The sequence below is a fragment of the Corallococcus macrosporus genome (assembly GCF_017302985.1).
Lineage (GTDB): Bacteria > Myxococcota > Myxococcia > Myxococcales > Myxococcaceae > Corallococcus > Corallococcus macrosporus_A.
On sequence record NZ_JAFIMU010000007.1, the window covers coordinates 2807164 to 2832381 of the forward strand.

The 25218-nt window shown below is 71.7% G+C and carries 17 protein-coding genes; 10 read left to right on the forward strand and 7 right to left on the reverse strand.

The genetic code is table 11. The features are described from left to right. Window positions 1–2: 2 nt before the first annotated feature. Together sitI6 and sitA6 are read right to left on the reverse strand one after the other, a co-directional pair. The gene (sitI6, locus tag JYK02_RS24025; protein WP_207054326.1) at window positions 3–722 is read right to left on the reverse strand and encodes a SitI6 family double-CXXCG motif immunity protein; all 720 of its coding nucleotides are present in this window, start codon (window positions 720–722) and stop codon (window positions 3–5) included. A gap of 5 nt (window positions 723–727) precedes the next feature. Beyond that, window positions 728–1426, reverse strand: coding sequence for a SitA6 family polymorphic toxin lipoprotein (sitA6, locus tag JYK02_RS24030; protein WP_207054328.1), 699 nt, complete (start codon window positions 1424–1426; stop codon window positions 728–730). Window positions 1427–1540: 114 nt separating this feature from the next. Between sitA6 and JYK02_RS24035 the strand changes: the two genes are divergently transcribed. The 3 genes from JYK02_RS24035 to JYK02_RS24045 all read left to right on the forward strand — a co-directional run bounded on the left by JYK02_RS24035 (window position 1541) and on the right by JYK02_RS24045 (window position 6882). Continuing rightward, window positions 1541–2464 (forward strand): ABC transporter ATP-binding protein, encoded by a 924-nt coding sequence (locus tag JYK02_RS24035; RefSeq protein ID WP_207054329.1) that lies wholly within the window; start codon window positions 1541–1543, stop codon window positions 2462–2464. Beyond that, entirely contained in the window at window positions 2461–6042 is a 3582-nt protein-coding gene (locus JYK02_RS40800; RefSeq protein WP_207054330.1) for a M1 family aminopeptidase, read from the forward strand. The genes JYK02_RS24035 and JYK02_RS40800 overlap by 4 nt, the downstream gene beginning before the upstream one ends. Before the next feature lie 177 nt (window positions 6043–6219). After that, window positions 6220–6882 (forward strand): hypothetical protein, encoded by a 663-nt coding sequence (locus JYK02_RS24045; RefSeq protein ID WP_207054331.1) that lies wholly within the window; start codon window positions 6220–6222, stop codon window positions 6880–6882. A 2-nt stretch (window positions 6883–6884) separates the two neighbouring features. On the opposite strand, the gene JYK02_RS24050 is transcribed toward JYK02_RS24045, so the two are convergent. Next, window positions 6885–8372, reverse strand: a complete 1488-nt coding sequence (locus JYK02_RS24050; protein ID WP_207054332.1) for a DUF4397 domain-containing protein — start codon at window positions 8370–8372, stop codon at window positions 6885–6887. A 333-nt stretch (window positions 8373–8705) separates the two neighbouring features. Here JYK02_RS24050 and JYK02_RS24055 point away from each other — a divergent pair, with 333 nt between their 5' ends. The 3 genes from JYK02_RS24055 to JYK02_RS24065 all read left to right on the forward strand — a co-directional run bounded on the left by JYK02_RS24055 (window position 8706) and on the right by JYK02_RS24065 (window position 12434). Beyond that, entirely contained in the window at window positions 8706–10739 is a 2034-nt protein-coding gene (locus JYK02_RS24055) for a S9 family peptidase (RefSeq protein ID WP_207054333.1), read from the forward strand. A gap of 108 nt (window positions 10740–10847) precedes the next feature. Further along, on the forward strand, window positions 10848–11393 hold the full coding sequence (locus tag JYK02_RS24060) for a hypothetical protein (protein ID WP_207054334.1): 546 nt from the start codon (window positions 10848–10850) through the stop codon (window positions 11391–11393). 45 nt (window positions 11394–11438) lie between these two features. Further along, window positions 11439–12434, forward strand: a complete 996-nt coding sequence (locus JYK02_RS24065) for a hypothetical protein (RefSeq protein WP_207054335.1) — start codon at window positions 11439–11441, stop codon at window positions 12432–12434. Here JYK02_RS24065 and JYK02_RS24070 read toward each other — a convergent pair. Beyond that, window positions 12431–15004 (reverse strand): GAF domain-containing protein, encoded by a 2574-nt coding sequence (locus tag JYK02_RS24070; RefSeq protein ID WP_207054337.1) that lies wholly within the window; start codon window positions 15002–15004, stop codon window positions 12431–12433. The genes JYK02_RS24065 and JYK02_RS24070 overlap by 4 nt on opposite strands. A 182-nt stretch (window positions 15005–15186) precedes the next feature. Between JYK02_RS24070 and JYK02_RS24075 the strand changes: the two genes are divergently transcribed. Both JYK02_RS24075 and JYK02_RS24080 read left to right on the forward strand, forming a co-directional pair. After that, window positions 15187–17184 (forward strand): potassium transporter Kup, encoded by a 1998-nt coding sequence (locus tag JYK02_RS24075; protein WP_431603493.1) that lies wholly within the window; start codon window positions 15187–15189, stop codon window positions 17182–17184. Window positions 17185–17580: 396 nt separating this feature from the next. Continuing rightward, the gene (locus JYK02_RS24080) at window positions 17581–18597 is read left to right on the forward strand and encodes a hypothetical protein (RefSeq protein WP_207054339.1); all 1017 of its coding nucleotides are present in this window, start codon (window positions 17581–17583) and stop codon (window positions 18595–18597) included. A gap of 58 nt (window positions 18598–18655) precedes the next feature. Here the strand turns inward: JYK02_RS24080 and JYK02_RS24085 are convergent, their stop codons facing one another. Continuing rightward, entirely contained in the window at window positions 18656–19237 is a 582-nt protein-coding gene (locus tag JYK02_RS24085; protein WP_207054341.1) for a DUF2378 family protein, read from the reverse strand. A gap of 74 nt (window positions 19238–19311) precedes the next feature. Next, complete coding sequence (locus JYK02_RS24090) at window positions 19312–20049, reverse strand: metallophosphoesterase (protein ID WP_207054343.1); 738 nt, start codon at window positions 20047–20049, stop codon at window positions 19312–19314. Between the two features lie 436 nt (window positions 20050–20485). Here JYK02_RS24090 and JYK02_RS24095 point away from each other — a divergent pair, with 436 nt between their 5' ends. Beyond that, window positions 20486–22099 carry an N-acetylmuramoyl-L-alanine amidase gene (locus JYK02_RS24095; protein WP_207054344.1) on the forward strand — a complete coding sequence of 538 codons (1614 nt, stop codon included), beginning with the start codon at window positions 20486–20488 and terminating at the stop codon, window positions 22097–22099. A gap of 76 nt (window positions 22100–22175) precedes the next feature. Continuing rightward, window positions 22176–23231 (forward strand): tolB protein precursor protein, encoded by a 1056-nt coding sequence (locus JYK02_RS24100; RefSeq protein ID WP_242589200.1) that lies wholly within the window; start codon window positions 22176–22178, stop codon window positions 23229–23231. On the opposite strand, the gene JYK02_RS24105 is transcribed toward JYK02_RS24100, so the two are convergent. After that, window positions 23228–25201 carry a sensor histidine kinase gene (locus tag JYK02_RS24105; RefSeq protein ID WP_207054348.1) on the reverse strand — a complete coding sequence of 658 codons (1974 nt, stop codon included), beginning with the start codon at window positions 25199–25201 and terminating at the stop codon, window positions 23228–23230. The two genes, JYK02_RS24100 and JYK02_RS24105, sit on opposite strands and share 4 nt — an antisense overlap. Window positions 25202–25218: the final 17 nt, after the last annotated feature.

The following is a 25218-nucleotide window of genomic DNA, read 5'->3' on the forward strand; positions in this document are numbered from 1 at the left end:
TTTCAGCGCCGGGCCAGCGGCACTTCACGGAACACGAGGTCGCTGGGGCCAAGCCGCTGGGCCGCCTGGACGAAGCGCTCCGTGACCATGAGGTACGTGGTCGCGTTCGCGGGAAGGAAGACATCAAGGCCCTTCGGGAGCGAGTCCGCTTCCAGCGCGTGTTCGGGAGAGATCCGCACCTCCCTCCATCCGCAGCTCGGACATGGCGACCCTTCCAGTACATCGCTGGGGTCCAGGCGTCCCGCGATGTGGAACTCCAGCTCATACAGGGCAGGCGCTTCAGGCCCGAGCCCTTCCACCTCCACGCGGGCCGGAATCAGTCCGTTCAAGCCCTCCTGCTGGAGCTGTGAGAGAGCATCCTTTCGCACCAGCAGGTCCCATCCATCCCGCGTCGTGAGAGGACCAAAGATTCCCTCGGCCGAGCCCCGGAGGGGGCCCAACTGCATGCCGGGTTCCGGAGCGATTCCTCGTGGCAATCGCGAAGCAAGTCCGGCGGTCAACGCCATGAACTCCACGTAGGGAACGACTCGGGGCTCACGCAGCAGGCCTTGTTGCGGCAGGTCGGTCACGTCGACCGTGGGAAGCGTCTGTTGCCCGCTCCAGGTCTCTCCACAGGTCGGGCACTCCACCCCGGGCAGGGTCCAGGTGCGCTCCGTCTGGAGGTGTCCCGTCCATCGCCGTGGCAGGTCGGGGCGAACGATGTCGACCTCGTAGAAGCGCATGCGGCTCAGTTCTCAGGCACGGGAAAGGGGCCGAGCTCGACGTCCTGCCAATAGGTCATCGTGAGCCCAAACAGACCGTACTTCTGGATCAACAGCGAGGCATGTTCGAAGTGGGCGGGCTTGCTGGCGGTCCCACGGGTCGTGCGCCGGAACTGACGCCACTCCTCGTTCCAGGGAGCGCCATTCGCATCACGGTGGATGCGCTTGTGCAGCTCGGCGTCGATGGCGATGACGTAGTCATGGACGTTGATGCCCTTGGACTGGAAGTAGGGCTTCAAGGCCTGGGGAAAGATGTGGTGCCGCTCCTTGGGGCGGGACGCCCACTCTTCCATGGCGCGTTGGCGCCGCAATTCGCTGGGAAGCTGCTCGCGCCGGTACCAGCGGAACACCGGGATGGGCAGGGAGTCTCCCGGCAGGCCCTGGGCACTGCCCCAGTGCCGTTGCGCGGTGCCACCTGGAGCGATGAAGACAGGCGCGCCGCTGTAGGTGCGGACGATACGGCCCGGCGGAAGGTCCTCACATCGGTAGAGCCCACAAGTCCCGCCTTCGCAAAGCGGCGCGAAACAAGGCCCTTCGCGTGCGTCCTCACAGTCCTGTGCATCCTCGGGCCACGACTCCTCCACCAGAGATGAATCCGCAGGGAGTGCCGGAGTGGATGCACACCCTGCGAACATCACAGCCAGCAACAGCCACCCGTGGCGCATGGGTTCCCTGCTCCTTGTGTGGGCAGGAGCTTATGTCCAGGGCTGGAGGCCGTCGCGGCGCTTCGCGCGCGAACCCGGAAATGGAGCCCCCCGGTTCGGCGTAGAACGGGCCACATGCTCAGCCTGCGCAACCTGGTGAAGGTGTATCCGGGCCCGGTCACGGCCCTTCGTGGCGTGGACCTGGACGTCCCCAAGGGGATGTTTGGGCTGCTCGGGCCCAACGGCGCGGGCAAGTCCACCCTGATGAAGATCCTCTCCGGCCTGCTGGAGCCCACCTCCGGTGAGGTGACGCTCGACGGCCTGGACCTCGTGCGCCATCCGGAGGCGCTGCGCCCGCACCTGGGCTACCTGCCGCAGGAGTTCGGCTTCTACCCGTACCTCTCCGGCCAGGACATGCTGCGCTACCTGCTGGAGCTCAAGGGCGTCACCGCGCCCCAGGGCCTCAAGGCGCTGTGCGCGCAACTGCTGGAGCGCGTGAACCTCACCTTCGCGGCGAAGCGCAAGGTGAAGGAGTACTCCGGCGGAATGCGGCAGCGGCTGGGCATCGCGCAGGCGCTGGCCGGCGACCCGAAGCTCCTCATCGTGGACGAGCCCACCGCGGGCCTGGACCCCGAGGAGCGCCAGCGCTTCTACCGGCTGCTCGCGGAGATGGCCCACGAGCGCACCGTGCTCCTGTCCACGCACATCGTGGAGGACGTGGCCATGCTCTGCCCGCGCTTCGCCGTCATCCGCCACGGCCGCGTGGTGGCCATCACCAGCCCCACCGAAGCCAAGGCCGCCCTCCACGACACCCTCTTCGAGGGCACCGTCCCCCCGGCCGACATGGCCGCCTTCCAGCAGGCCTGGCGCGTCACCCAGGCCGTGCTCTTCGAGGGCCGTAACCGCGTGCGCATCCACGCCGCCCCCGGCACGCCCGTGCCCCCCGGCTTCGAGCGCACGCCGCCCACGCTGGAGGACGCCTACCTCCTCCTGATGAAGGACGCGCCGGAGCCCACGGCCGCCGCGGCTCCGGTACCGGCCCCGGCGGTGAGCGCGTGAACGCGTCCCGGCTCTGGCGCGTGGCGCGCACCGAGTGGCGTCACCAGACGCGGCGCCCGCTGTTCTGGGTGCTGCTCGTGCTGCTGGTGGCCGTGGTGTGGGGCGTGTCCTCCGGCAACGTCACCATCGACGCGGGCAGCACGGAGGTGGGCGGCAAGAAGGCGTGGGTGACCAGCGCCTTCGCCGTCGCGCAGACGGTGCTGCTGCTCACCTTCATGCTGTTCACCTTCTTCGTGTCGGTGGGCGCGGGCATGTCCGTCATCTCCGACGACGAGGCCCGCGTGCAGCCCATCCTGCACACCACGCCGCTGACGCCCGCCGAGTACGTGTGGGGCAAGTTCGCGGGCGCGCTGGGCGCGTACGTGCTGGCGCTCGCGTGGATGATGGGGCTGCTCGTCTTCTTCCACCACGTCGTACCCGCGGGCGAGGACGCGGAGTTCCGGGGGCCCTTCGCGTGGGGCAACTACGTGAGCGCCGCGCTGTGGTTCGGCCTGCCGCTCATCGTCTTCATGGCGGGCGCGGCCTTCGCCACGGGCGAGCGCACGCGCCGCGCGGTGCCGGTGTACTTCCTGCCGGTGGGCCTGTTCTTCCTCTGCGCCTTCTTCCTCTGGGACTGGTCCCCCGGCTGGTTGGACCCCCGCGTGAACCGGTTCCTCATGGTCCTGGACCCCGGCGGCTTCCGGTGGCTCACGGAGACGTGGATCAAGGTGGACCGGGGCGTGGACTTCTACAACACTCAGCCCGTGGGGCTGGACGCCCTCTTCGTCACCAGCCGCTTCGCGCTCATGGCCCTGGGCCTGGGCGCGGTGGCCTGGAGCGAGCGCCACTTCCGCCGGGCCCTCCGGGGCGAGGTGAAGACGAAGGCCCCGCGCAAGGGTGCGGCGCTGGACGCACCGCCGAAGCAGGTCGCGCTGTCGCACGCGGAGGCGCCGCTGTCCGCGCTGCGCATGGGCGTGCGGCCGCCGGGCTTCTGGTCGGGGCTGTGGACGGTGACGCGCGCGGAAGCGCGGGGCCTGCTGTCGCAGCCGGGGCTCTACCTGTTCCTGCCGCTGCTCATGTTGCAGATGGTGTCCCAGGGCGCCACGGCGGTGGGCCCCTTCGACACGAGCCTGCTGCTGGTGCCCGGGCGCTTCGCGGTGCGCACGATGGGGCAGGCGTCGGTGCTCGTGTGTCTGTTGTTGATGTTCTACGTGGTGGAGTCGCTGGAGCGCGAGCAGGCCTCCAACTTCGCGCCCATCCACGACGCGACGCCGGTGCGCACGCTGTCGGTGCTGCTGGGCAAGGCGCTGGCGAACAGCGGGGTCGCGGTGGCGCTGCTCACGGCCATGGCGCTCGCGGGCACGCTGGTGCAGGTGTCGCAGGGCAGGGTGCCGCTGTCGCTGACGCCGTACGTGCTGGTGTGGGGAGGGCTGCTGTTCCCCACGTTCCTCTTGTGGACGGGCTTCATCCTGGCCGCGCGAGCGGTGGCGGGAGGCCGCTTTGGCACCTACGCGCTGGCCCTGGCCGCGCTGGGCTTCACCGGCTACCTCGCCGTGCGGGGCGACCTCACCTGGGTGACGAACTGGCCGCTGTGGGACGCGGTGCGGTGGACCGACCTGGGCGCCTTCCAGGTGGACCGCGCCGCGCTGGTGCTCAACCGCGTGGCCGCGCTGGGCGGGGCAGTGTTCCTCACCGCGCTGGCGGTGCGCCTGGACCGCCGCCGCGTCCGCGACTCGGTGACGACGCTGGAGGGGCTGAAGCCCGCGGGCCTCGCGCGCGGGCTGTGGCGGCTTTCTCCGTACCTCGCCGTGCCGGCGGTGGCGCTGGTGTGGCTGGGCATCCTCGTGGGGCAGGGGCACCAGGGCGCCGCGGCGAAGAAGCGCGCGAAGGACTACTGGCAGAAGAACCTGGCGACGTGGAAGGACGCGCCGCAGCCCATGCTGGCGGACGTGGACCTGGACGTGGACCTGGAGCCGGAGGCGAGCGCCTTCCGCATGAAGGGCACGTACACGCTGCTGAACCGGCACGCCGTGGCGCTGTCACGCTTCGCCCTGAGCGGCGGTGACGGCTGGACGGACGTGCGCTGGACGCTCGACGGCAAGGACGTGACGCCGGAGGACCGCGCGGGGCTGTATGTCTTCACGCCGTCCCCGCCGCTCGCGCCCGGCGCGAAGGTGACGGTGGGCTTCACCTACTCGGGCCACGTGCCCGCGGGCGTGTCCCGCGCGGGCGGCGCGTTCAAGGAATTCATCCTCCCGTCGGGCGTGGTGCTCACCAGCGAGACGCCCACGTTCGCGCCGGTGGTGGGCTACGAGGAGGAGCGCGGCATCGACCCGAAGGAGAACAAGTACGAGCCGCGCGTGTACGCGGACGACTTCTACGAAGGGCCCACCGAGTCCGCCTGGGGCAGCAACATGCCGTTCCCCTTCCGCATCCGCGTGAGCGGCCCGGAGGCCTACACGCTCAACTCCGTGGGCGTGCGTGAGCGCGACACGGTGAAGGACGGCCGGCGCACCACGGTGTGGCGCAGCGACTACCCGGTGAGCTTCTTCAACGTCATCGCGGGCCGGTGGACGCGCGTGGAGGGCGCGGGCTCGGTGGTGTTCCACGACCCGGCGCACGGCTACAACGTGCCGGAGATGATGCGCGGGCTGGAGGCCGCGCGCCGGTACTACTCGGAATGGTTCCACCCGTTCCCGTGGGCGGAACTGAAGCTGTCGGAGTTCGCCGGCCTGGACAACTACGCGCAGGGCTTCCCCACGGACATCACGTTCTCGGAGTCCATCGGGTTCCTCACGCGCACCACGCCCGAGTCCAACGCCGTGCTGCTCGTCACCGCGCACGAGGCCGCGCACCAGTGGTGGGGCAACCTGCTCATCCCCGGCAAGGGGCCCGGCGGCAACGTGCTGTCGGAGGGGCTGTCGCACTACTCGGCGCTGAAGCTCATCGAGCAGCTTGACGGGCAGGAGGCGCGCAGGCAGACCGCGAAGCGCATGGAGGAGCGCTACGGCAAGGACCGGCGCGTGGACGCGGAGCAGCCGCTGGTGAAGCTGGACGGCTCGCGCGACGGCGACACGGTGGTCCTCTACGAGAAGGGCGGCTGGACGTTCTGGATGCTGGAGGACCTGATGGGCCGCGACGCGATGCACGCGGGGCTCCAGGCCTTCCTGAAGCAATCCATGAACAACGCCGACCATCCGGTGCTGCAGGACTTCCTCGCGGCGCTGCGCCCCTTCGCGCCCTCCCCCGAGGCCTTCGACCGGTTCACCCGGCAGGCCTTCTTCGAGGTCGTGGTGCCCGAGTACCGCGTCACCGGCGCGCGCGTGACGAAGGAGGGCGGCCAGTGGGTGACCACGGCGACGGTGACGAACGTGGGCACGGGCCGCATGCCGGTGGAGGTGGCGGTGACGAAGGCCTCGGAGTCCACCGCGCCCGGCGAGGCCGTCAGCACCCTGACGCGCGTGGAGCCCGAGGCGGGCGGATCCGTGCGGGTGACGCTGCGCTCGGAGTTCGCGCCGGAGCGGCTGGTGGTGGACCCGGACGTGCGCGTGCTCCAGTTGCGCCGCGAGCAGGCCCAGGCCGCGCTCTCGCCGCCGTGACGCGATGACATGACACGCTGACACGCCCGTCCGCGAAGGCCGGAGACACGTTGTCACGGTGTCACGCGCTCCGGGGGGGATGCTCCCTCTGGGGACGGGCTGGCACATCGATTGCGATGGGGTGTCCCCCAGCATGGCGGACCTTGGGGGTCCGGCTTCATGACGGGGGTTCATCACATGGTCTCGACGCAGTGGAAGCTGGGTGTGTCGCTGGTGTTCGTGTCGGCGGTGGCGTTCGCGCAGGAGGGCATCACCACGGGGGCGTTCCCGACGGAGCGGCGCAACGTGGTGACGGTGTCCGTGCCCCTCCAGAACCTGAATCAGCTGTCGTTGGAAGGAGAGCGCGTGCTGGGCGAGCGCTTCTCCGTGGGGCTGGGCGTGTTCGCGGCCTTCAACCAGATGCGCTCGCGGTTCGCGGACCGCCAGCCAGGGGGCGTGGAGGGCTTCGACAGCAGCTACAACCAGTTCGGCCTCACGCCGTCGGTGCGCTTCTACCTGACGGGACGGGCGCCCCAGGGACTGTGGGTGTCACCGCGCCTGGAGGCGGGCCTGGGGCACAGCAACAACGGCACGGTGTACAGCGCCGAGGTGGGCGCGCCGCCGGATGACAACCCCATGGACAGTTGGTTCGTGGGCGGGTCGGCGCTCGTCGGGTACAGCGTGGTGCTGGAGCCCGGCTTCACGCTGCAGGGCGGCGTGGGCTTCGGGGCCCGCCGTGAAGCGCTGGCCTACGACGCCTTGCGCCCGGGCGGGGACGGCATGCTCGAGCTGGCGCAGGTCGAGCAGTCCGTGTGGCAGCTCACCCAGCGCATCGTGCTCAACGTGGGCTGGGCCTTCTGACGTCAGTGCGAGTCGGCCTGCGTGCTCACGGTCCACGGCGTGCGGGTGGTGTCCACCATCAGGAGCTGGAGGTCCCAGCTTCCAGGCGCGGCGCCCGGCGTGTCGGTGGCGACGGCGAAGACGCGCGTGTCCGGCCGGGGCGTCACGGAGAAGCTCGTGCGCGGCGCGCGGTTGGCGTCGTTGGACGGCACCACGCCCAGCGTGACGGTGCCACCGGAAGGCAGCGGCAGGCCGTCCTGCGCGGTGGCGGTGGCGAAGGGCACGTCGAGGAAGGGCGCGTCCGGCAGCACGCGGCGCTCCGAGCCCAGCGGGCCCACGTCCACCGCGGGCGTGTTCGCGGCGGCGTGCACCCAGCGCAGGCGCAGGTTGGCGGGGTCCGGCGCGAAGCGGTCCGCGAGGGGCAGCAGCGTGAACTGCGACGCCGCCGGCCGGGGCGGCGCGAGGTAGCCCGCGGCGACCATCAGGTAGCGCTCGCCAGGAACGAGCGTTGGCGTCGTGGCCGTCACCACGGGGGTGCCCGTGGGGCGCTCCGAGCCAGGCGCGGCGGCGAAGAAGTCCAGCGTGTACGTGCCCGGAGGCACCTGGAGCGGCGAGGACAGCGCGCCGAAGGAGAGACCGCCGGACAGCTCGCGGTCGCTGGCGAAGAGGTCCAGCGCGGGCGCGTCCGGTGACGCGTGCAGCACGTACACCGTCGGATTCTGCCGCAGGATGGCCAGCGTGCCGTCGCGGCCCGCGGTGAGCAGCGAGAAGCCGTCGCCCGCGCGCGCGGGGGCGGACATGAGGCCGGTGGCGACGATGAGCGTGTCCGTGCCGGAGCCGGCCGCGGGCACGGTGAAGGACGTCAGCGCCTTGCCGCCCGTGCGAAGGCCCACCTGGAACGCGGCGCCCGAAGGCAGCACCCACGCCTCCTCACCGGAGTCCTTGAAGCGCGCGAGGGACTCCACCTCCACGGAGCCGTCGTTGCCCAGGTCCACGTCCACCGTGGGCGCGTCCGTGCCGGCGTTGACGACGCGCACGCGCGTCTGGCCGCCGTCCGCGGGCACGGTGTTGTCGCGCAAGAGCAGCGTGCGCAGCGCCGCGTCGGAGTCGGAAGAGGAGAAGGCGCCCGCGGCCACCACCGTCCAGCGCGACCCGGCCTCCATGCCCACCGGCTGGGACACGACGGGCCGCGAGTCCGCCGCCGCGCCCGCGGGCCGAAGCTCCACGGTGACGGCGCCCGCTTCGCGCGTGAGGTAGGGCGTGGTGGCGCCATAGGCCACGGCCCGGGCCACGGGCGTGGGGGTGCCAGCGAGGTAGACGTCCATCGCGGGCGCGCCCGGCGCGGCCTGCACGATGCGCAGCTGCGCCTGGGTGGGCGGCACGAGCACCGGGCCGTCCTGCGTGGGAGGCGTGTTGGAGTCCTCCGCCGAGCCGCCTCCGCACGCGGGCGCGAGCACCCCCAGCGACGTGAGCGCGACGACCAGCAGTGTCTTCCCCCGCATCCAGGCCATGTCGAAGTCCCCTCCTCGGCGGGCCGCGGACGCGGCTCGGCACCGATGTCGACAGGGGTAAGGGTGGGCATCACCTCCACGCGGGCGAACCCCCACGCAAGGGCCACTGTCCACCTCCGACGGTGTGCACCGGTGCACGTCACAACCCCCGGTCATCACGGGCGCGTGGGGCTCCCCGCGGACGGCGGGTGCGATCACCGCCCGAGCCGTCCCGCCTGCCCGGCCGCCGCACCGCATCACCTCCGCTGTTCAACAGACGTCATCGCGCGGGTGGGCGGAACGGCGTGCGTGGATGCCGGGAAGGGCGACGGCGCTGGTAGGGTCCGCGGCACCATGACCCTCGCGTCCCTTCCGCTCATCGTGTCCCTGCTCGCGGCGCAGACGCCCGCGCCCGCGCCGTCGAAGCCGCCCCCCGCGCCCGCCGCCGCGAAGGCGCCGTCCGCCGTCCCCGGCATCGCCCCGCTGCCGGGCCTGCCCAACCTGTGGGCCAGCGGCGTGCCGCCCGTGCCTCCCGCGCTCTCCCAGCGCGTGCAGCAGTACCTGGAGTCCCGCTCCGCGCAGTTGTTGGACGTGACGGGGGACGGCCAGCAGGTGCTCGTCTCCACGCGCTTCGCGGACGTGAACCAGTTGCACGTGGTGGAGATGCCGCTGGGCGCGCGCACGCAGCTCACCTTCACGAAGGAGCCCATCAACCGGGCGCGCTTCCTGCCGGGCAACCCGCGGATCATCTTCTACCTCCAGGACACGGGCGGCGGAGAGTTCTTCCAGGTGCTCAAGCTGGACCGGCGCACGGGCCGCTCGGAGCTGCTGACGGACGGCAAGAGCCGGCATGAAGAGCTGGTGGTGTCACGTGACGGGAAGTGGCTCGCGTACGCGGGCACGGGCCGCAACGGCAAGGACACCGACGTGTACGTGGCGCCCACGGCGGACCCCAAGCAGGCGAAGCGGGTGACGGAAGCGGAAGGCAGCTGGGCGCCGGCGGAGTTCTCCAGCGACGGCACGAAGCTGCTCGTGCGCCAGTTCCGCGCGGCGGACGACTCGGACCTGAGCGTGGTGGACCTGAAGACGAACACGCGCACGCAGCTGACGCCCAAGGAGGGCAAGGGCAGCGTGGACGCCGCCGTCTTCACGCACGACGGGCAGGGCGTGTACGTGTCCACGGACCGCTACAGCGACTTCGCGGAGGTGTACCGGCTGCCGCTCACGGGCGCGCCCCCGGCGGCGCCTCAGTCGCTGACGAAGTCGGTGCGCTGGAACATCGATCGCCTGGAGCTGTCCCCGGACGGGCGCAAGCTGGCGGTGACCGCCAACGAGGAGGGCTATGGCCGGCTGTACCTCCTGGACACGCGCACGCAGGCGCTGACGCCGGTGGAGACACCGCGCGGGGTGATTTCGCAGCTCCGCTTCCCGGCGAAGCGGTCGGACCGGGTGGCGTTCTCCCTGTCGTCCGCGCGCGTGCCGCTGGACGTCTTCACGGTGGACCTGGGCACGAAGAAGACCACGCGCTGGACGCGCTCGGAGGTCGGCGGGTTGGATCCGGAGACGTTCGTGGAGCCGGAGCTGGTGCGCTACCCGTCCACGGACGGTGTGAAGGTGCCCGCGTTCCTCTACCTGCCCAGCAACGCGAAGGGGAAGGTGCCGGTGGTGGTGGTGTTCCACGGCGGGCCGGAAGGCCAGAGCCAGCCGAGCTTCAGCTCGCAGATCCAGATCATGACGAAGGAGCTGGGGCTGGCGGTGCTGTTGCCCAACGTGCGCGGCTCGGAGGGCTACGGCAAGGCGTACCGCGCGATGGATGACGGCGTGAAGCGCGAGGCGAGCCTGGCGGACATCGGGGCCACGCTGGACTTCGTCGCCTCGCGGCCGGAGCTGGACGCGGCGCGCGTGGGCGTCTACGGCGGCTCGTACGGCGGCTACATGACGCTGGCGACGGTGGCGTTCTTCCCGGAGCGCATCAAGGCGGCGGTGGACGTGGTGGGCATCTCGTCCCTGCCGTCGTTCCTGCAGAACACGCAGGCGTACCGGCGCGACCTGCGGCGCGCGGAGTACGGTGACGAGCGCGACCCGGCGGTGCGCAAGGTGCAGGAGCGCATCTCGCCGCTGGGGTCGGTGGACAGGATTCGCGCGGCGCTCTTCGTGCAGCAGGGAGCGAACGACCCGCGCGTGCCGCAGTCGGAGGCGGAGCAGATCGTCCAGGCGGTGCGCAAGAAGGGCTCGGACGTCTGGTACCTGCTGGCCACGGACGAGGGGCACGGGTTCCAGAAGAAGACCAACCGGGACCTGGCCCAGACGACGGCGCTGATGTTCTTCGAGAAGCACCTGCTGGGCCCGGCCGCAGGGCAGGGGAGCGGGGCGGCGGGCGGAAAGTAGCCCCCGCTGCACGGGGGCCGTGCCACGGCCGATATGGCGGTCCTCCGGGGAAGTTACACATTGTGGATGTCAGTGAATGTGAAGGCTGTCTCCGGAGGACCCAAGGTCATGAAGCGCAACAGTCAGTCATTGCGTCGGGGAGTGGGAGTCCTGGCGGTGCTCGCCGGGGTGGGCGGCGCGTTCGCGGGCTCCGCGCAGGACCAGATCGCCCTCAGCGTCGCGCGGACGCAGTTCAACCTGCGGATGACGCCGGACAACGTGACGGGCCCCGAGTTCCAGGTGTCCCGTCTCCCCGGCGAGCTGCGCGGCCGCGTGGCGGACGTCCCGGTGGCGTTGAAGCTGGAGGACGAGACGGTGAAGGGCAACATCGGGTCCTCGGTGGTGAACCTGGACGTGAAGAAGGAAGGCGACACGGTGAAGGCGAAGGGCGGCTTCCAGGGGCGCCCGGTGACGCTGTCGCTGTCGCCGCAGGAGCTGACCATCTACGTGCGCGACTGCACGTACCGGCTGAAGGCGAAGGAGCCGGGCCGCGTCTACGAAGGCCAGCGCAGCTGCGACCGCGCGTTCACGCCGCCCACGGTCATCACACTGCCGGACGCCTTCCTCGCGGCCTCGCCCGCGGAGCAGGCCTCGGTCCTGCTCCTGGCGCTGTAAGCTCGTCGCCTCCCAGGAGGCGGTGATGAACGGCAGGCCCATCCGGTGAACCCGCGCAGGCTCTGCCTCCTCATCGCCTTCACCGCGTTCATCACCGCCGTGGGCACGGCGGTGTGGCTCGCGTGGCCCGGGCCGGACCTCACCTCGCAGGCGGACCTGTCGGATGACCCGGTCCACCTCCCGGACAGCGCCGGGAGCGAACCTCCCGACGTCGTCGTCCTGAGCAACGGCATCCGGCTGACGAACGTCCCCTCCAACTGCCACGCGGACACCCGGGGCTCGCTCGTCTGCGAGGACCGCTGCGACGCGGACGCGGCGTGTCCCGCGGACTCCGTGTGCGCGCACCACCGGGAGTTCGGCTTCCTCGACTGCCAGCCCCTGCACCGCTTCTGCGACGACGCGTCGGACTGCACCGCTTCCGACACCTGCCACCCCGTGGACACCTCCGCGTCCGGCCAGGTCCTCCGCCGCTGCGTGCCGCGCGGGACGCTGCGCGCGGGAGACCGCTGCACGGGCTACGCGCGGGAACTGGAAGGCAACTGCGCGCCAGGGCTCCTCTGCGTCCACGAGTTCTGCGGCCCGCCGTGCAACGTCCACGACGCGAACGCCTGTGCCACCGGCACCGAGTGCGCCCCCAATCCCTACCGCGTCCTCGGCGCCTGCGTCCCCAGTTGCCGCGACCGCGCCTGTCCCCCGGGCGAGCGCTGCGAGACGGACTACCCAGGCGAAGTCCCCATCTGCCGCCCCTTCGTGGGCCCCGCCTGCCTGGACGCCGCGCCCTGCGCCGCCAATCAAGACTGCCTGCGAGGCTTCGCCGAGCCCACCCTCGAAACCGAGGCCTTCGAGTGCCGCACCCGCTGTGACGACAAGGCCCCGTGCGCGAAGGGCCTCACCTGCGACGAGACCAGCGGCTACTGCTTCCAGCCCTGCACCCGCGACACCGACTGCGCCGCCCCCGAGCGCTGCCACGTCCTCCACCGCCGCGAGTCCCAGCGCGGCTGCGGCTTCATCGCCGAAGGACTCCCCGCCTTCCACCGCTAGCCGCGCGGCAGCTCCACGATGAACGTGGAGCCCTCGCCCAGCACGCTCTCCACCTCGATGTGGCCGCCCATCGCCTCGACGATCTGGCGGGCGATCCACAACCCCAGCCCGAAGCCGCCGTAGTTGCGCTCGGATACGGCGCGCTCGAAGCGGTGGAACAGGCGCGGCAGGTGCTCCTTCGCGATGCCGATGCCGCCGTCCTTCACCCGCAGCCGTGCCCGGTCTCCTTCCGCCTCCAGCGACACGTGCACCGGGTTGCCCCGCCCGTACTTCAGCGCGTTGGAGAACAGGTTGGTGAAGACCTGATCCAACCGCAGCCGGTCCCACTGGCCGCGCACCTCCTGCGTCAGCGACAGCTCAAGCGGCGTCCCCGAGCGCGTGTACTCCGGCTCGAAGCGCTCGGCCACCTCGCGCACCAGCGCCCCCAGCTCTATGGGCTGCAGCACCAGCTCCAGCTTCCCCGCGCTCAGGCGCGACACGTCCAAGAGGTCGTTCACCAGCAGCGTCTGCCGCTTCACCTGCCGGTCCACCCGCTCCAGGCCGCGCTTGAGCCGCTCCGGATCCAGCCCCGCCCCGGACCGCGCCAGCCCCGCCAGCAGGCTCTGCACCTGGAGCTGCAGCGCGCTGATGGGCGTCTTCAGCTCATGGCTCGCGATGGACAGGAACTCCTCGCGCAGGCGGATGGCCTGACGCGCGTCCCGGTAGAGGCTCGCGTTGTCCAGCGCCAGCGCCGCCCGCCGCGCCAGCTCCTGCGCCAGCGCCAGGTCCTGCGCGTCATACGCCCGCTTCGACGTGACGAACGTCAGCGCCCCCAGCGTGTGCCCGCGCACCCGCAGCGGCACGCACAGGTACGCGCACGTCCCGCCCGCGCGCGCGCTCGCCGGGTCCGCCTCCGACAGCCCCGAGCGCGTCTCCGGCCTCCCGGACTGGATGACCCGCGCCACCACCGCGAGCCCCGGAGGCGGCACCTCGCCGTCCTCGCCGCCGCCCGCCGTGGCCACGCAGCGCACGCCGCCGGACTCGTCCTCCAGGAACACGCCGCACGCCTCCGCGTACTGCGGCACCGCCAGGTGCGCCACGCGCTCCAGCGTCTCCTCCTCCTCCAGGCTCCCCGCCAGCACGCCGCCGGCCTCCGCCAGGAAGCGCTGCGCCGCCTCGCCGCGCTGGCGCTCGGTGATGTCCACCATCACGATGAGGCACTGCGGCGGACCGCTCGCCGGGTGCACGCGCCCCGTCCACATGGCCACCTGCACCGCGCCGCCGTCGCGCCGCCGCGCCGCCAGGGGCGCGCCGTCCAGCACCGTGCCCCGCGTGGCGCGCTCCAGCCCGTGGCGGAACGCCTCCCAGTGCTCGGGAGGCACCGCCGGCAGCACCTTCCCCATCACCTCCTCCACCGTCCACCCCAGCATCCGCTCCGCGGCCGGATTCCACAGCCGCACCGTGCCGTCCGGATCCAGCAGCATGATGGCCGTGGGGCTCGCCTGGATGATGGCCTCCAGCGTCCCGTGCGCCTCGCGCAGCGCCGCCCGCGCCCGCTGCTCCCGCTCCAGGAGCCGCGCCCGCGCCAGCGCCTGCGCCGCGTGGTGCGCCACCAGTTGGAGGAAGGCCCGCTCGTCGTCGTCGAACCCGTGCGGCAGGCCGAAGGTGAACACCAGCGCCCCCAGCGCCCGGCCGTCCGCCACCAGCGGCAGGCACGCCGACGAGGGCGCCGGCCGCTCCGAGCCGGACAGCGCGTCCTCCGCCATCAGCCACACCGGCCGGGACTCGCGCAGCACCCGCGCCACCGGCGATTCCCCCTCCAGGGGCAGCCGCTTCAGCCGCTCCGCCGCGTCCGGCGAGCAGCCCGCGCAGCGCAGGAGCGTGGCGCTCGTGGACTCCGGCTCCACGCCCCACAGCGCCCCGGCCCTCGCGTCCGCCACCGCCAGCCCCTGCTCCAGCACCACCTCCGCCACGCGCGCCGCCGTGAGCGCCTCCGACAGCTCCGCGGTGACGTGCTGCAGCCGCGCGAGCCGCCCCGCGGCCACCTCCGCCGCCTGACGGGCCTTGCGCTCGGACGCGTACGCCCGGGCCACGTCCAGCGCCAGCGCGGCCCGGTCCGCCAGCTCCTGGAGCAGCAACTGCTCCCCGGACTCGAACGACTCGGACTCCGGCGCCTCCCGCCACACCGTCAGCGTGCCCAGCGCGCGCCCCCGCGCTCGCAGCGGCAGCACCAGCACCGCCTCCACGCTCTGGGCCTCGCCCGTGGCCAGCACCTCCGCCGCCACGCCCTCGTCCGCGCGGATGCGATGGGTGAACAGCGCCTGCAGCCGCACCCGCGCCTCCGGCACCGCCGCCGCGGACGCCACCGTGCGCAGCCACTGCCCATCCTCCGACAACAGCCGCAGCGCGCACGCGGTGCCCAGGAGCGGCACCACCAGCCCGCACAGCCGCTCCATCACCGCGGGGGGCTCCAGCGACGCGTCCGCCAGCAGCCGTGAAGCCTCCGCCAGCAGCGCCAGCCGCTCTTCGATTTCCGGAAGCCGCGCTCCGTACTGCCGCGCCTCCCCCAGCCTGGTTGCGACCATCGTCATGCCACGTCCCCCCGTTGCACCCGCCATGGGAACACGCCCCCGCCCGCCGCGCTCTGCGTCCCAGGTCCCGTCATCCCTGATTTCTGCGGATGCTCGACACCGACCCCCCTGAAGCGTTGGTGACGGGCACCCGCCTCGTTCCGCGGCCGGGCACCCCTGGGGGCAGGGGGCCAGGCGCGCACATGGGAACACCCCAAGCGGTTGGAAACCAAAGGAGCGTCACGGCAGTCGTTGCGGCGGGCCCGGGTTCGGCTAAAGCGGGGGCCGTGAACGCACCCTCGGAATCACCGGCCGCCCCGACGGACGGACCGGACTCTCCCAAACGCGTCGCGATGCTGGCCCTGAGCGCGCTGGGCATCGTCTACGGAGACATCGGCACCAGCCCGCTCTACGCACTGCGCGAATGCTTCACCGGGGTGCACGGCGTCTCCCCGACGCCGGCCAACGTCCTGGGCGTGCTGTCGCTCATCGTGTGGTCGCTCATCATCGTCGTGTCGGTGAAGTACCTCATCTTCGTGATGCGCGCGGACAACCGGGGCGAGGGCGGCATCCTCGCGCTGATGGCGCTGGCGATGCACCGGCCCCGGGGCCAGTCGCACCGCGCCCGGCCGGTGCTCATCACCCTGGGCCTCTTCGGCGCGGCGCTCATCTACGGTGACGGCGTCATCACCCCGGCCATCTCCGTGCTGAGCGCGGTGGAGGGCCTGAGCGTGGCCACCCCCGTCTTCGAGCCGTACGTGATTCCCATCTCGCTCGTCATCCTGCTGCTGCTCTTCATGGTGCAGCGCAAGGGCACGGCGGGCATCGGGTCGGTGTTCGGTCCGCTGATGACCCTGTGGTTCCTGACGCTGGCGGTGCTGGGCGTGAAGGAGCTCCTGCACAACCCCTCCGTGCTCTGGTCGCTGTCGCCCGTGCACGGCGTGCACTTCTTCATCGAGAACGGCTGGCACGGCTTCCTGGTGCTGGGCGCCGTCATCCTGGTGGTGACGGGCGGCGAGGCGCTCTACGCGGACATGGGCCACTTTGGCGCGGGGCCCATCCGGCGCGCCTGGTTCATGCTGGTGCTGCCGTCGCTGGTGCTCAACTACCTGGGCCAGGGCGCGCTGCTGCTGCGCCACGCGGAGGCCGCCCGCAACCCCTTCTTCCTCCTGGCCCCGGACTGGGCGCTGTACCCGCTGGTCGCCCTGTCCACCGCGGCCGCGGTCATCGCGTCCCAGGCCCTCATCTCCGGCTCCTTCTCCACCACCCGCCAGGCGATGCAGCTGGGCTACAGCCCGCGCATGGAGGTGGTGCACACGTCCGCGGAGGAGATGGGGCAGATCTACCTGCCCGGCCTCAACGCGGCGCTGCTGGTGGGCGTCATCGCGCTGGTGCTGGGCTTCGGCTCCTCCAGCCGGCTGGCGGCCGCGTACGGCATCGCGGTGACGACGACCATGGGCATCACCACCATGCTGGCCTACGTCGTGGCCCGGGAGCGCTGGGGCGTCCGCCGCGCCGTGGCCCTGCCCATCGCCAGCGTGTTCATGCTGGTGGACATCGCCTTCTTTGGCGCCAACTCGGCGAAGATCCCCGACGGCGGCTGGTTCCCGCTCCTGCTCGCCGTCTGCATCTTCACGCTGATGACCACCTGGAAGCGCGGCCGGGACATCCTCGCCGGCAAGCTGCGCGCGGCCAGCCTGGGCCTCAAGGACCTCCTGGGCAGCTTCGGGGACCACCCCCCCGTGCGCGTGCCCGGCACCGCCATCTTCATGACGGGCAACCCGGAGGGCACCCCGCCCGCGCTGCTGCACAACCTCAAGCACAACAAGGTCCTGCACGAGCAGGTGGTGCTGCTCACCATCATCCCGGAGGAGATCCCCCACGTCGTGGCCGGCGAGCGCGTGGAGGTGGAGCCCCTGGAGCAGGGCTTCGTGCGCGTCGTCGCCCGCTACGGCTTCATGGAGAACCCCAGCATCCCGGACATCCTCAAGCGCTGCCGGGAGAAGGGCCTCCAGTTCCAGCTCATGGGCACCAGCTTCTTCCTGGGCCGCGAAACCATCATCCCCACCAAGAAGCCCGGCATGGCCCTCTGGCGCGAGGCCCTCTTCACCTGGATGAGCCGCAACGCCCGCAGCGCCACCGCCTACTTCCGGATTCCGCCCAACCGCGTGGTGGAGCTGGGCAGTCAGGTGGAGCTGTAATCCAGACGGTGCCGCACCGGGACTTCACCCCAGGAGTAGAAAAGCTACTCGGGCGGTGCTGCACGCGTTTTACGGGGCTTGAGGTTTATTCCTCCTCGTAAGTGCCTGAAAATACATGGGCAACGTTCCCGGGTGAGGGGTGTTTCGGACCCAGGGGTGTTGGGCAGAGGTTGCTGGTCGGCCCTTTACGCAGGGGCTTGCCTGCTTCAAATTGCACCGCCCCCGCCCATTTTTTCCGGCTGAGACAGAAAAATACGGCAGGGCAGCAACACTTTCGCCGATGAATCGAGAATCTTTTCGCGGGGCAGAGAAAAGTACTGTCCCAGCGCAATAGAACTCGGTTACCCTGCGGCCAGGTGTCCCCCGGCACCCGGCGTCCGAAACGAGGTCACTCCCATGCTCCAGGCCATCGCCCCCGCCCCCGTGTCGTCGTCCCCGGTCTCGCCGGTGAAGTCCGTCATGCCGTGGATGGCCGAGCCCCGGATGCCGCTGTCGGAGGCGGCGCCGTACACGGTGCTGAGCGCGCAGGAGCTGTACCCGCGCATCTGCGTTCGCGATCCGTACTTCGCGCTGAAGGACGTGACGGTGCTGCCGGGTGAGGTGGTGGCGCGCGTGCCGGTGCAGATGGCGCCGGACGCGGAGGCGATGCCGCTGGGCCTGGGCGAGGCGGGCCGGCACCTGGCCATCCTGGGCTCGTGCGGCGCGGCGCTGGTGGCGCCCAAGGACGGGCAGCACTTCTACCTGGCCAGCGCGGCGCGCGGTCAGTGGCTTTCGCCCTCCGCGCAGGAGCGCGCCACGGACATGCTCTGGGCGCTGGCGCAGGCGGAGTACACCGGCAAGCGCACCTGCACGGCGCGCACGCTGCTGTCCTCGTCGGACGGCACGCCGCTGTTCCGGCTGGAGGTGGACTACAACGTGCTGTCCGCCGCCGCCTTCACCCGCCTGTTCGGCGAGGCGCGCCAGGAGATGCGCCGCGAGCCGCGCCCCGCGGACACCGTGCAGCGCACCCCGGAGGAGTGGGCGAAGCTGCGGCAGAACCCGTACAGCAAGCCGCTGGACCTGAAGGACTTCCAGACGGACGGCGACATGCTGCGCTCGTCGCTGGTCGTCACCCCGGAGCTGTGCAAGGGCCACTTCGCCATGCACCCGGTGATGCCGGTGGCCGTCGTGGCGGGCGGGATGACCCGCATGGCCACCACGCTGGGCCGCGACCTGGAGCGCAACGCCGGGGCCCGCTTCGTGGCCAAGGACGTGAAGCTGTCCGCGGACAGCCTGGCCTACGCGGGCCAGACGGTGGTGTTCGGCGCGCGCCGCACCCGCGTGCGCGGCGCGGACCACACCTTCGCCTGCACGGCGTCCGTGGGCGAGCGCGTGGTGGCGCAGCTGGACGTGACCTACACCCGCGTCGACTGAAGCACGGTGGCCTGACGCTCACCTGGAGTCCTGGAGACGCGCGGCCCCGCGTCCCGCTTCAGGTCCACTCGATGTCGTAGTCCACGCGGTCGATGCCCTGCGGCTTCGCGGTGGCCTTGCCCGTCAGCCCCAGCACCTTGAGCGAGCCGGTGAGGATGCCCACGTGGTACGCGGGCGGCATCATGTCCCGGCGCATGCGCAGGGTGCCGGACTTGGGGCCCGTCGTGAGGTACTCGCGGTTGCCGTAGGACACCGCCGCGCTGTACGCCATCTGCGCGCCCGCGAAGAGCTTCTGCGGATCCCCCCGGGAGATGATGCCGAACACGAGCATCCCGGGGCCCGTGGAGTAGCGGGTGATGCTCACCTCGCCGCACGCGTGGAACACCGCGTCCGCGGGGCCGAGCGCGCCCTCCAGCAGGTCCGCCGCGTTGAACAGCAGCGTGAGGAACTCGCGCGCGGGATACGAGCGCAGCTCCGCGTAGTCGTGGTCCAGCTCCCCCTTGCGCAGCGTCTCCATGCCGTTGGCGCCCGCGTGCTGCTGCACCAGGCCGAAGACGGACTTGAAGATGAGTCCGCGGATGGAGTCCCCCGGCTGGAGGCTGGCGATCCGGGCGGCGAGTTCGGCCTTGTCCGACGGCATGACTTCCAACTCCTTGGTTCAGGGACGAACCCGGAGCCAGCTTAACGGCCCCCTTCCCCCTGTCGACAAAGCGCTTAGCGCTCGTCCAGCAGCACCGGCGCGAAGCCGGCCGCGTCGCACGACGCGAGCACGTAGCGCACGCCGGCCCGTTCGCCGGTGAAGCCCGCGGGGATGCCGCTCGAGTGCAGGTGGCCGTACACGCAGACCCTGGGCGCGAACGCTTCGATGGGGTCGCTGAAGGCGGTGGCCCGCTCGTTCGCGTACACGGGCGGGAAGTGCACCGCCACGATGCGGGTCAGCGGCGTGGGGTGCGCCGCCTCCTTCTTGCGCGCGTCCTCCAGGGACGTGGCCAGCCGCCGCGTCTCCCGCTCCACGTAGCCGGAGTCCCCCTGCTCGTCGCCCATCTCCCCGCCGGGCATGGGCGGCGCTTCCGGCGCGGTCCACAGCCGCGTGCCGGCGATGACCCACGGCCCCAGCACCACCGCGTTGTTGTGCAGGAAGCCCTCCAGCGTGCGGAAGGGCTCCAGCAGCTTGCGCAGCTTGGACGCGGAGTCGCCCCACCAGTAGTCGTGGTTGCCGCGCACCAGCACCTTGCGCCCCGGCCGCGCGTCCAGCCACGCCAGGTCCTCCATCACTTCATGGGGACGCGTGGCCCAGGAGATGTCGCCCGCGACGATGACCGCGTCCTCCGGCCGCACCCGCTCATCCCACGCGCGCTGCAGGGGCAGCGGGTGGTCCGTCCAGCCGAAGCGGTGCATGTCCTTCTGCCGGGTGGAGGGCAGGTGCGTGTCGCCAATACCGAAGAGCCGCATGGTGCTGGCGTCATAGCGGATGGCCCGCCCCGTGTCGGCCCTTCCCGCGCGCCCGCTGCCCGGACGGCCTGCCTCCGGGGTCCGCCAAGGGTACAAATAGTGATTAATACAAGAAATGGTGTAACAATCCGTTACGTCACGGATGTCCTGAAACACGGCAGTGCGGCATCCATGCTCCACGTCGGACTCCGCGTGTAAACAGCGGGTCCAGCGATGTAGGCAATTCCGTGATTTCAGGTGTTTGACGCCGCAAGGAGCGCCGCGCGCTTCGTGCGGGTGGAGCATGCATGCACCGGTCGCGGAAGAAAACTGGACGAACGTGATGGGCTGGAGGGGGCTGGCACGCATGGTGCTGAGAAGGCGGCTCCAGCCGTCTCCGTGGGCAGCAAGCGAAGACGGGCCGTGGCGTTCCTCCCCCGACTTTTGGAGTCCCCTCATGTCCATCTTCCGCAATCCCCTCGCGGCGGCCGCCGCCGCCCTGGTGCTGTCCGCGTGCGGCCCCCAGGCGCAGCAGAACCCGGAAGCTCCTCCCGCCGAGACGCCGTCGCAGCCGTCCCCGGACACGGCGGGCAGCGCGCTGCCGCGTGAGCTGGATCCGCTGTTCGCGCAGGCCGCGCAGGAGTTCAACGTCCCGGCGGAGTTGCTCAAGGCGGTCTCCTACGCGGAGACGCGCTGGCAGATGATTCGCGGCGAGGCGGAGTTCCCCGGCCAGAAGCCCGCGTTCGGCCTGATGGCGCTGCGCGGTGAGGACCTGGAGCAGGGCGCGGCGCTGGCGGGCGTGACGGTGGAGGCGGCGAGCACGGACGCGCTGTCCAACCTGCGCGCGGGCGCGGCGCGGCTGTCCCAACTGGCCACGGACGTGAACGTGGAGCGCGGGGACCTGGCCGCGTGGGCGCCGGTGGTGGCGCGGTTGAGCGGCATCACCAACCCGGAGGCGCAGGCGGAGCACGTGCACCGCGGCGTGTACGCGGTCATCAACCAGGGCGCGGTGGCGCTCAACCAGGACGGCTCGGTGTTCGCGTCGCTGGAGCCCGTGAAGGTGGAGGCGAAGTTCGAGCGTCCCCAGGTGCGCGCCATGGCGGCGGGCCCGGACTACGCCGCGGCCGTGTGGCGCCCGTCGCCCAACTACAACGCGCGCCCCTCCGGCAGCACGGGCGACCCGTCGATGATCATCATCCACACCTGTGAGGGCAGCTACTCGTCCTGCTGGAGCTGGCTCACCAACAGCGCCTCGGGCGTGAGCGCGCACTACGTGGTGAACGAGAGCGGCAGCGAGGTCTCCCAGCTGGTGCGCGAGGCCAGCCGCGGGTGGCACATCGGCGCCACCTATGACTGCTCGCTCAACGCCAGCAAGGAGTGCTGGCTCAACGGCGTGTCGGCCAACCACTTCACCATCGGCATCGAGCACGGCGGCTACGCCAGCCAGACGTCCTTCCCGACGGGGCAGATTGACGCGTCCGCGAAGCTGTCGTGCGACATCGCGCGCGACAACGCCATCGTCAAGGACAGCTACCACATCGTGGCGCACGGCCGGTTGCAGCCGGCGACGCGCACGGACCCGGGTCCCAACTGGCCGTGGTCCACGTACATCAGCAAGATCAACAGCTACTGCGGCACCACGACGCCGTCCGGTGAGATCATCGTCGACAGCAACAGCGCCAACAACGACGCGTCCAAGGCGCGCTTCGAGCTGACGGGCACGTGGACGGACGGCTACAGCGCCGGCTACTACGGCAGCGGCTACTACTACGCGGCCACGGAGGCCGTCTCCGCGCCGGCCACGTTCTGGTTCTACCTGCCCACCGCGCAGACGCGCACGGTGGACGCGTGGTGGGTGGCGGGCACGAACCGCTCCACCACGGCGCCGTTCATCGCCTACAACGCGGCGGGCTCCGAGGTGGGCCGCGTGTCCATGAACCAGCAGATCAACGGCGGCAAGTGGGTGCAGCTGGGCACGTACAGCTTCTCCGCGGGCTGGAACAAGGTGCAGCTGAGCCGCTGGACGACCCCGGGCTCCGTGGTCATGGCCGACGCGGTCCGGGTGCGCTGACGTGAGGCACCGGGGCCTTGAACGGCGGATGCGTTCCGGGCCCTCGCGGGCACGGTGGGGGTGGGCCGTGCTCGCCCTGCTGGGCGCCATGGGCTGTCAGGGCCGCTGCGGCGGCGCTGCCGCGGTCCCTGCCGCGCCCGGCGCCCTGTCGGAGGCGGAGCGGCGGGCCCTGCCGGGCACCATCGTCTTCCTCTCCGAACGGGCGGGACAGAAGGACGTCTGGCGGGTGACGCCCGCTGGCGAAGAGACGCAGGTCACCTCCGCGCCGGAGGACGAGTACCCCGGCCCGCCGTCGCCCGACGGCCGCACGCTGCTGGTGATTGCGTCGGGCGAGGCGGACGGGCGCGTCTTCCAGCAGCTGCGCCTCCAGCCGCTCGCGGGAGGGCCCCAGTCCCAGGTCGCGCTGCATCCGCCCCGGCCCCGCGCGCGCAACGCGAGCTGGGCGCCGGACGGCACGTGGCTGGCCGCGGAGTCCGACGCGCAGGGCTTCAGCGACGTGGTGCGCGTGCGGCCCCAGGCGAACGCGGTGGACGCGCAGCTGACGAACGTGAAGGCCGGCTGCTTCGAGCCCGCGGTGTCGCCGGACGGCACGGAGGTCGCGTGCGTGTGCAGCGGGGAGGGGGACCCGGAGGTCTACGTCTTCCGCGCGGACGGCACGGGCGAGCCCCGCCGCATCACCACGTTCTACCTGGAGGACCGGACGCCGCAGTGGAGTCCGGACGGGAAGTGGCTCGCGTTCGTGAGCAACCGCGAGCGCAAGGAGCGCGTGTACCTGGTGCGGCCGGACGGCTCGGACCTGCGGGCGCTGTCCGGCGGGGGCTTCGCGGGCGACGAGCGTGAGGCGGCCTTCAGCCCGGACGGCCGGCGCGTGGCGTACGTGGCCCGGCTTGAGGACGGCAAGAGCCGCATCTGGGTGGCGGACGTGGCGGGCGGCGCGCCGGTGGCGCTGACGGACGGCCAGCACCGCGACGACATGCCGGCGTGGAGCCCGGACGGCAAGGCGCTGGTGTTCGTGTCCGAGCGCGACGGCGACACCGACCTGTACCTCATGCGCCCGGATGGCACGGGCCAGACGCGGCTCACCACGGCGAAGGGCGCGGACTGGCTGCCGCGCTGGTTCACGCCGCGCTAGCTGGCGCGCTGCCGCATCGGCTCGGACTCCTGCGGGGCGGAGGGGGCTTCCAGGGGCACGCTGAAGAAGAAGGTGACGCCGCGGCCCGGCTCGCTCTCCACCCAGATGTGGCCGGAGTGGGCCTCCACGATGAGCCGGCTGATGTAGAGCCCCAGCCCCAGCCCCTTGCCGTCCTGCGAGCGGCCGTCCTCCGTGCGGTAGTACTTGTCGAACAGGCGCGCCGCGTCCCGGGGGGACAGGCCCGTGCCCTGGTTGGTCACCGACACCACGGCGTGGTCGTGCACGGCGGCCAGCCGCACGTCCACCGGCGTCCCCTTGGGGCTGTACTTGAGCGCGTTGGTCAGCAGGTTCGTCACCACGCGCTCCATGCGCGCCGCGTCCATGGACACCGGCGGCAGCGGCGCGGCCAGGTGCAGCCGGAAGCGCTCGCGCGCGTCGGGGGGCACGTCGCGCTCCAGCACCTCCGCCAGGAAGCGGCCCAGGTCGTGCGACTCGCGGCGCAGCGTCACCCGGCCGGACTCCAGCCGCGAGCCCTCCAGCAGCTCTTCAATCATGGTGCTCATCCACTCCACGTTGTGGATGATGGCCTGGGCCATGTGGCCCTCGCGCTCCAGCTTGCGCTCGTGCAGCGCGCGCTGGAGCAGGTGGGCGCGCAGGTTGATGGTGTTCAGCGGGTTGCGCAGGTCGTGGGAGATGAGCCCCACGTACTCCTCGCGCAGCTTCTCCAGGTCGCGGCGCTCGGTGACGTCGCGCAGGATGGCGATGCGCGTGGCGTCGTCCTCGCCCTCCAGCGGGCTCAGCCGCACCTCCAGCGGCACGTGGGTGCCGTCCTGCCGCTGGCCGGACACCAGCCGCCCGGCGGTGGCGCGCTCCAGGCCCTCGCCGGTGGCGGGCGGGCCATGCAGCCCCTCTGGCACCAGCAGCTCCACCTCATGGCCCAGCAGGGCTTCCCGGCGGTAGCCGAAGACGCGCTCGGCCTCCGCGTTGGCGAAGCGCACGCGACCGGTGGCGTCCACCACCACCATGGGGTCCGGCGCGGTGTCCAGGAAGGTGCGGAAGCGCTCCTCGCTGGCCTCCAGCGCGGCGGTGGCCCGCATGCGCTCCCGGTCCAGCACGTCCAGCGCCCGCGCCGCCAGCAGCACCAGCGTGACGCCGCCCGCGGCCACCACCGTGGCGAAGAGGGGCAGCTTCGCGTCGTGGCTGAGCCCGCCCGTCAGGTGCATCAGCACCAGCGTCAGCCCCAGCACCGGCGGCCCCAGCAGCGTCACCGGCACCAGCCGCCGCGCCACGAAGCCGCCCAGCGTGTCCCGGGTGAGCCGCGCCATCAGCCCCAGCTCCGGCCGGGCGCACAGCGTGCCCACGCCCAGGAGCATCAGCACGCAGGTGGTGTGCAGCCCCATGCTGCGCTCCTGGAAGAACGGCGCGGCGGCGGGCGTCACCAGCGGGCCCAGCAGGAAGCCGTTGAGCCCCGTCAGCGCCGCCATCAGCGCCAGCGCCACCAGCCCGTCCGTCCACGACAGCCGCTCCGGGTGGCCCCGGTCCACCAGCGCCAGCGCCGGGCCCAGCAGCATCAGGCACAGCGCCGTCAGGGGCGACGGCGCGACGCCGGACGACGCGACGCCCTCCTCACCCAGCGCGCGCAGGAACAGGGCGTCCAGGCCGCCGTTGCCCCCCGTGATGACGCCGTCCACGAGGCTCGCCGCGCCCAGGAGGGCCGTGGCCAGCGCCAGCGCGGTGCCCAGCCGGCGGCGGGTGGGGCGCAAGGTGGCCGGCAGCCGCAGGGCCAGCGCGGCCCCGCCCAGCAGCAATCCCAACGCGGCGCTGGGACGCATGGCGGGAAGCGCGGCGCCCATGGACTTGAGGACCATGACGTCCAGCGCCCAGCCCACCAGCACCAGCAGCCCCACCATGCAGGCGGCCGCCGCGGAGCTGCGCGCAAGGGCACGGACCAACGCCGTGCTTCGTGGCATGGATCGGCCGCTCATCA

What these genes read in the sequence shown, in the direction of transcription:
- sitI6 (WP_207054326.1), bottom strand. Translation starts at nt 722, where the DNA reads ATGCGCTTCTACGAGGTCGACATCGTTCGCCCCGACCTGCCACGGCGA.
- sitA6 (WP_207054328.1), bottom strand. Translation starts at nt 1,426, where the DNA reads ATGCGCCACGGGTGGCTGTTGCTGGCTGTGATGTTCGCAGGGTGTGCA.
- JYK02_RS24035 (WP_207054329.1), top strand. Translation starts at nt 1,541, where the DNA reads ATGCTCAGCCTGCGCAACCTGGTGAAGGTGTATCCGGGCCCGGTCACG.
- JYK02_RS24045 (WP_207054331.1), top strand. Translation starts at nt 6,220, where the DNA reads ATGGTCTCGACGCAGTGGAAGCTGGGTGTGTCGCTGGTGTTCGTGTCG.
- JYK02_RS24050 (WP_207054332.1), bottom strand. Translation starts at nt 8,372, where the DNA reads ATGGCCTGGATGCGGGGGAAGACACTGCTGGTCGTCGCGCTCACGTCG.
- JYK02_RS24055 (WP_207054333.1), top strand. Translation starts at nt 8,706, where the DNA reads ATGACCCTCGCGTCCCTTCCGCTCATCGTGTCCCTGCTCGCGGCGCAG.
- JYK02_RS24060 (WP_207054334.1), top strand. Translation starts at nt 10,848, where the DNA reads ATGAAGCGCAACAGTCAGTCATTGCGTCGGGGAGTGGGAGTCCTGGCG.
- JYK02_RS24070 (WP_207054337.1), bottom strand. Translation starts at nt 15,004, where the DNA reads ATGACGATGGTCGCAACCAGGCTGGGGGAGGCGCGGCAGTACGGAGCG.
- JYK02_RS24075 (WP_431603493.1), top strand. Translation starts at nt 15,187, where the DNA reads ATGGGAACACCCCAAGCGGTTGGAAACCAAAGGAGCGTCACGGCAGTC.
- JYK02_RS24080 (WP_207054339.1), top strand. Translation starts at nt 17,581, where the DNA reads ATGCTCCAGGCCATCGCCCCCGCCCCCGTGTCGTCGTCCCCGGTCTCG.
- JYK02_RS24085 (WP_207054341.1), bottom strand. Translation starts at nt 19,237, where the DNA reads ATGCCGTCGGACAAGGCCGAACTCGCCGCCCGGATCGCCAGCCTCCAG.
- JYK02_RS24090 (WP_207054343.1), bottom strand. Translation starts at nt 20,049, where the DNA reads ATGCGGCTCTTCGGTATTGGCGACACGCACCTGCCCTCCACCCGGCAG.
- JYK02_RS24095 (WP_207054344.1), top strand. Translation starts at nt 20,486, where the DNA reads ATGTCCATCTTCCGCAATCCCCTCGCGGCGGCCGCCGCCGCCCTGGTG.
- JYK02_RS24105 (WP_207054348.1), bottom strand. Translation starts at nt 25,201, where the DNA reads ATGCCACGAAGCACGGCGTTGGTCCGTGCCCTTGCGCGCAGCTCCGCG.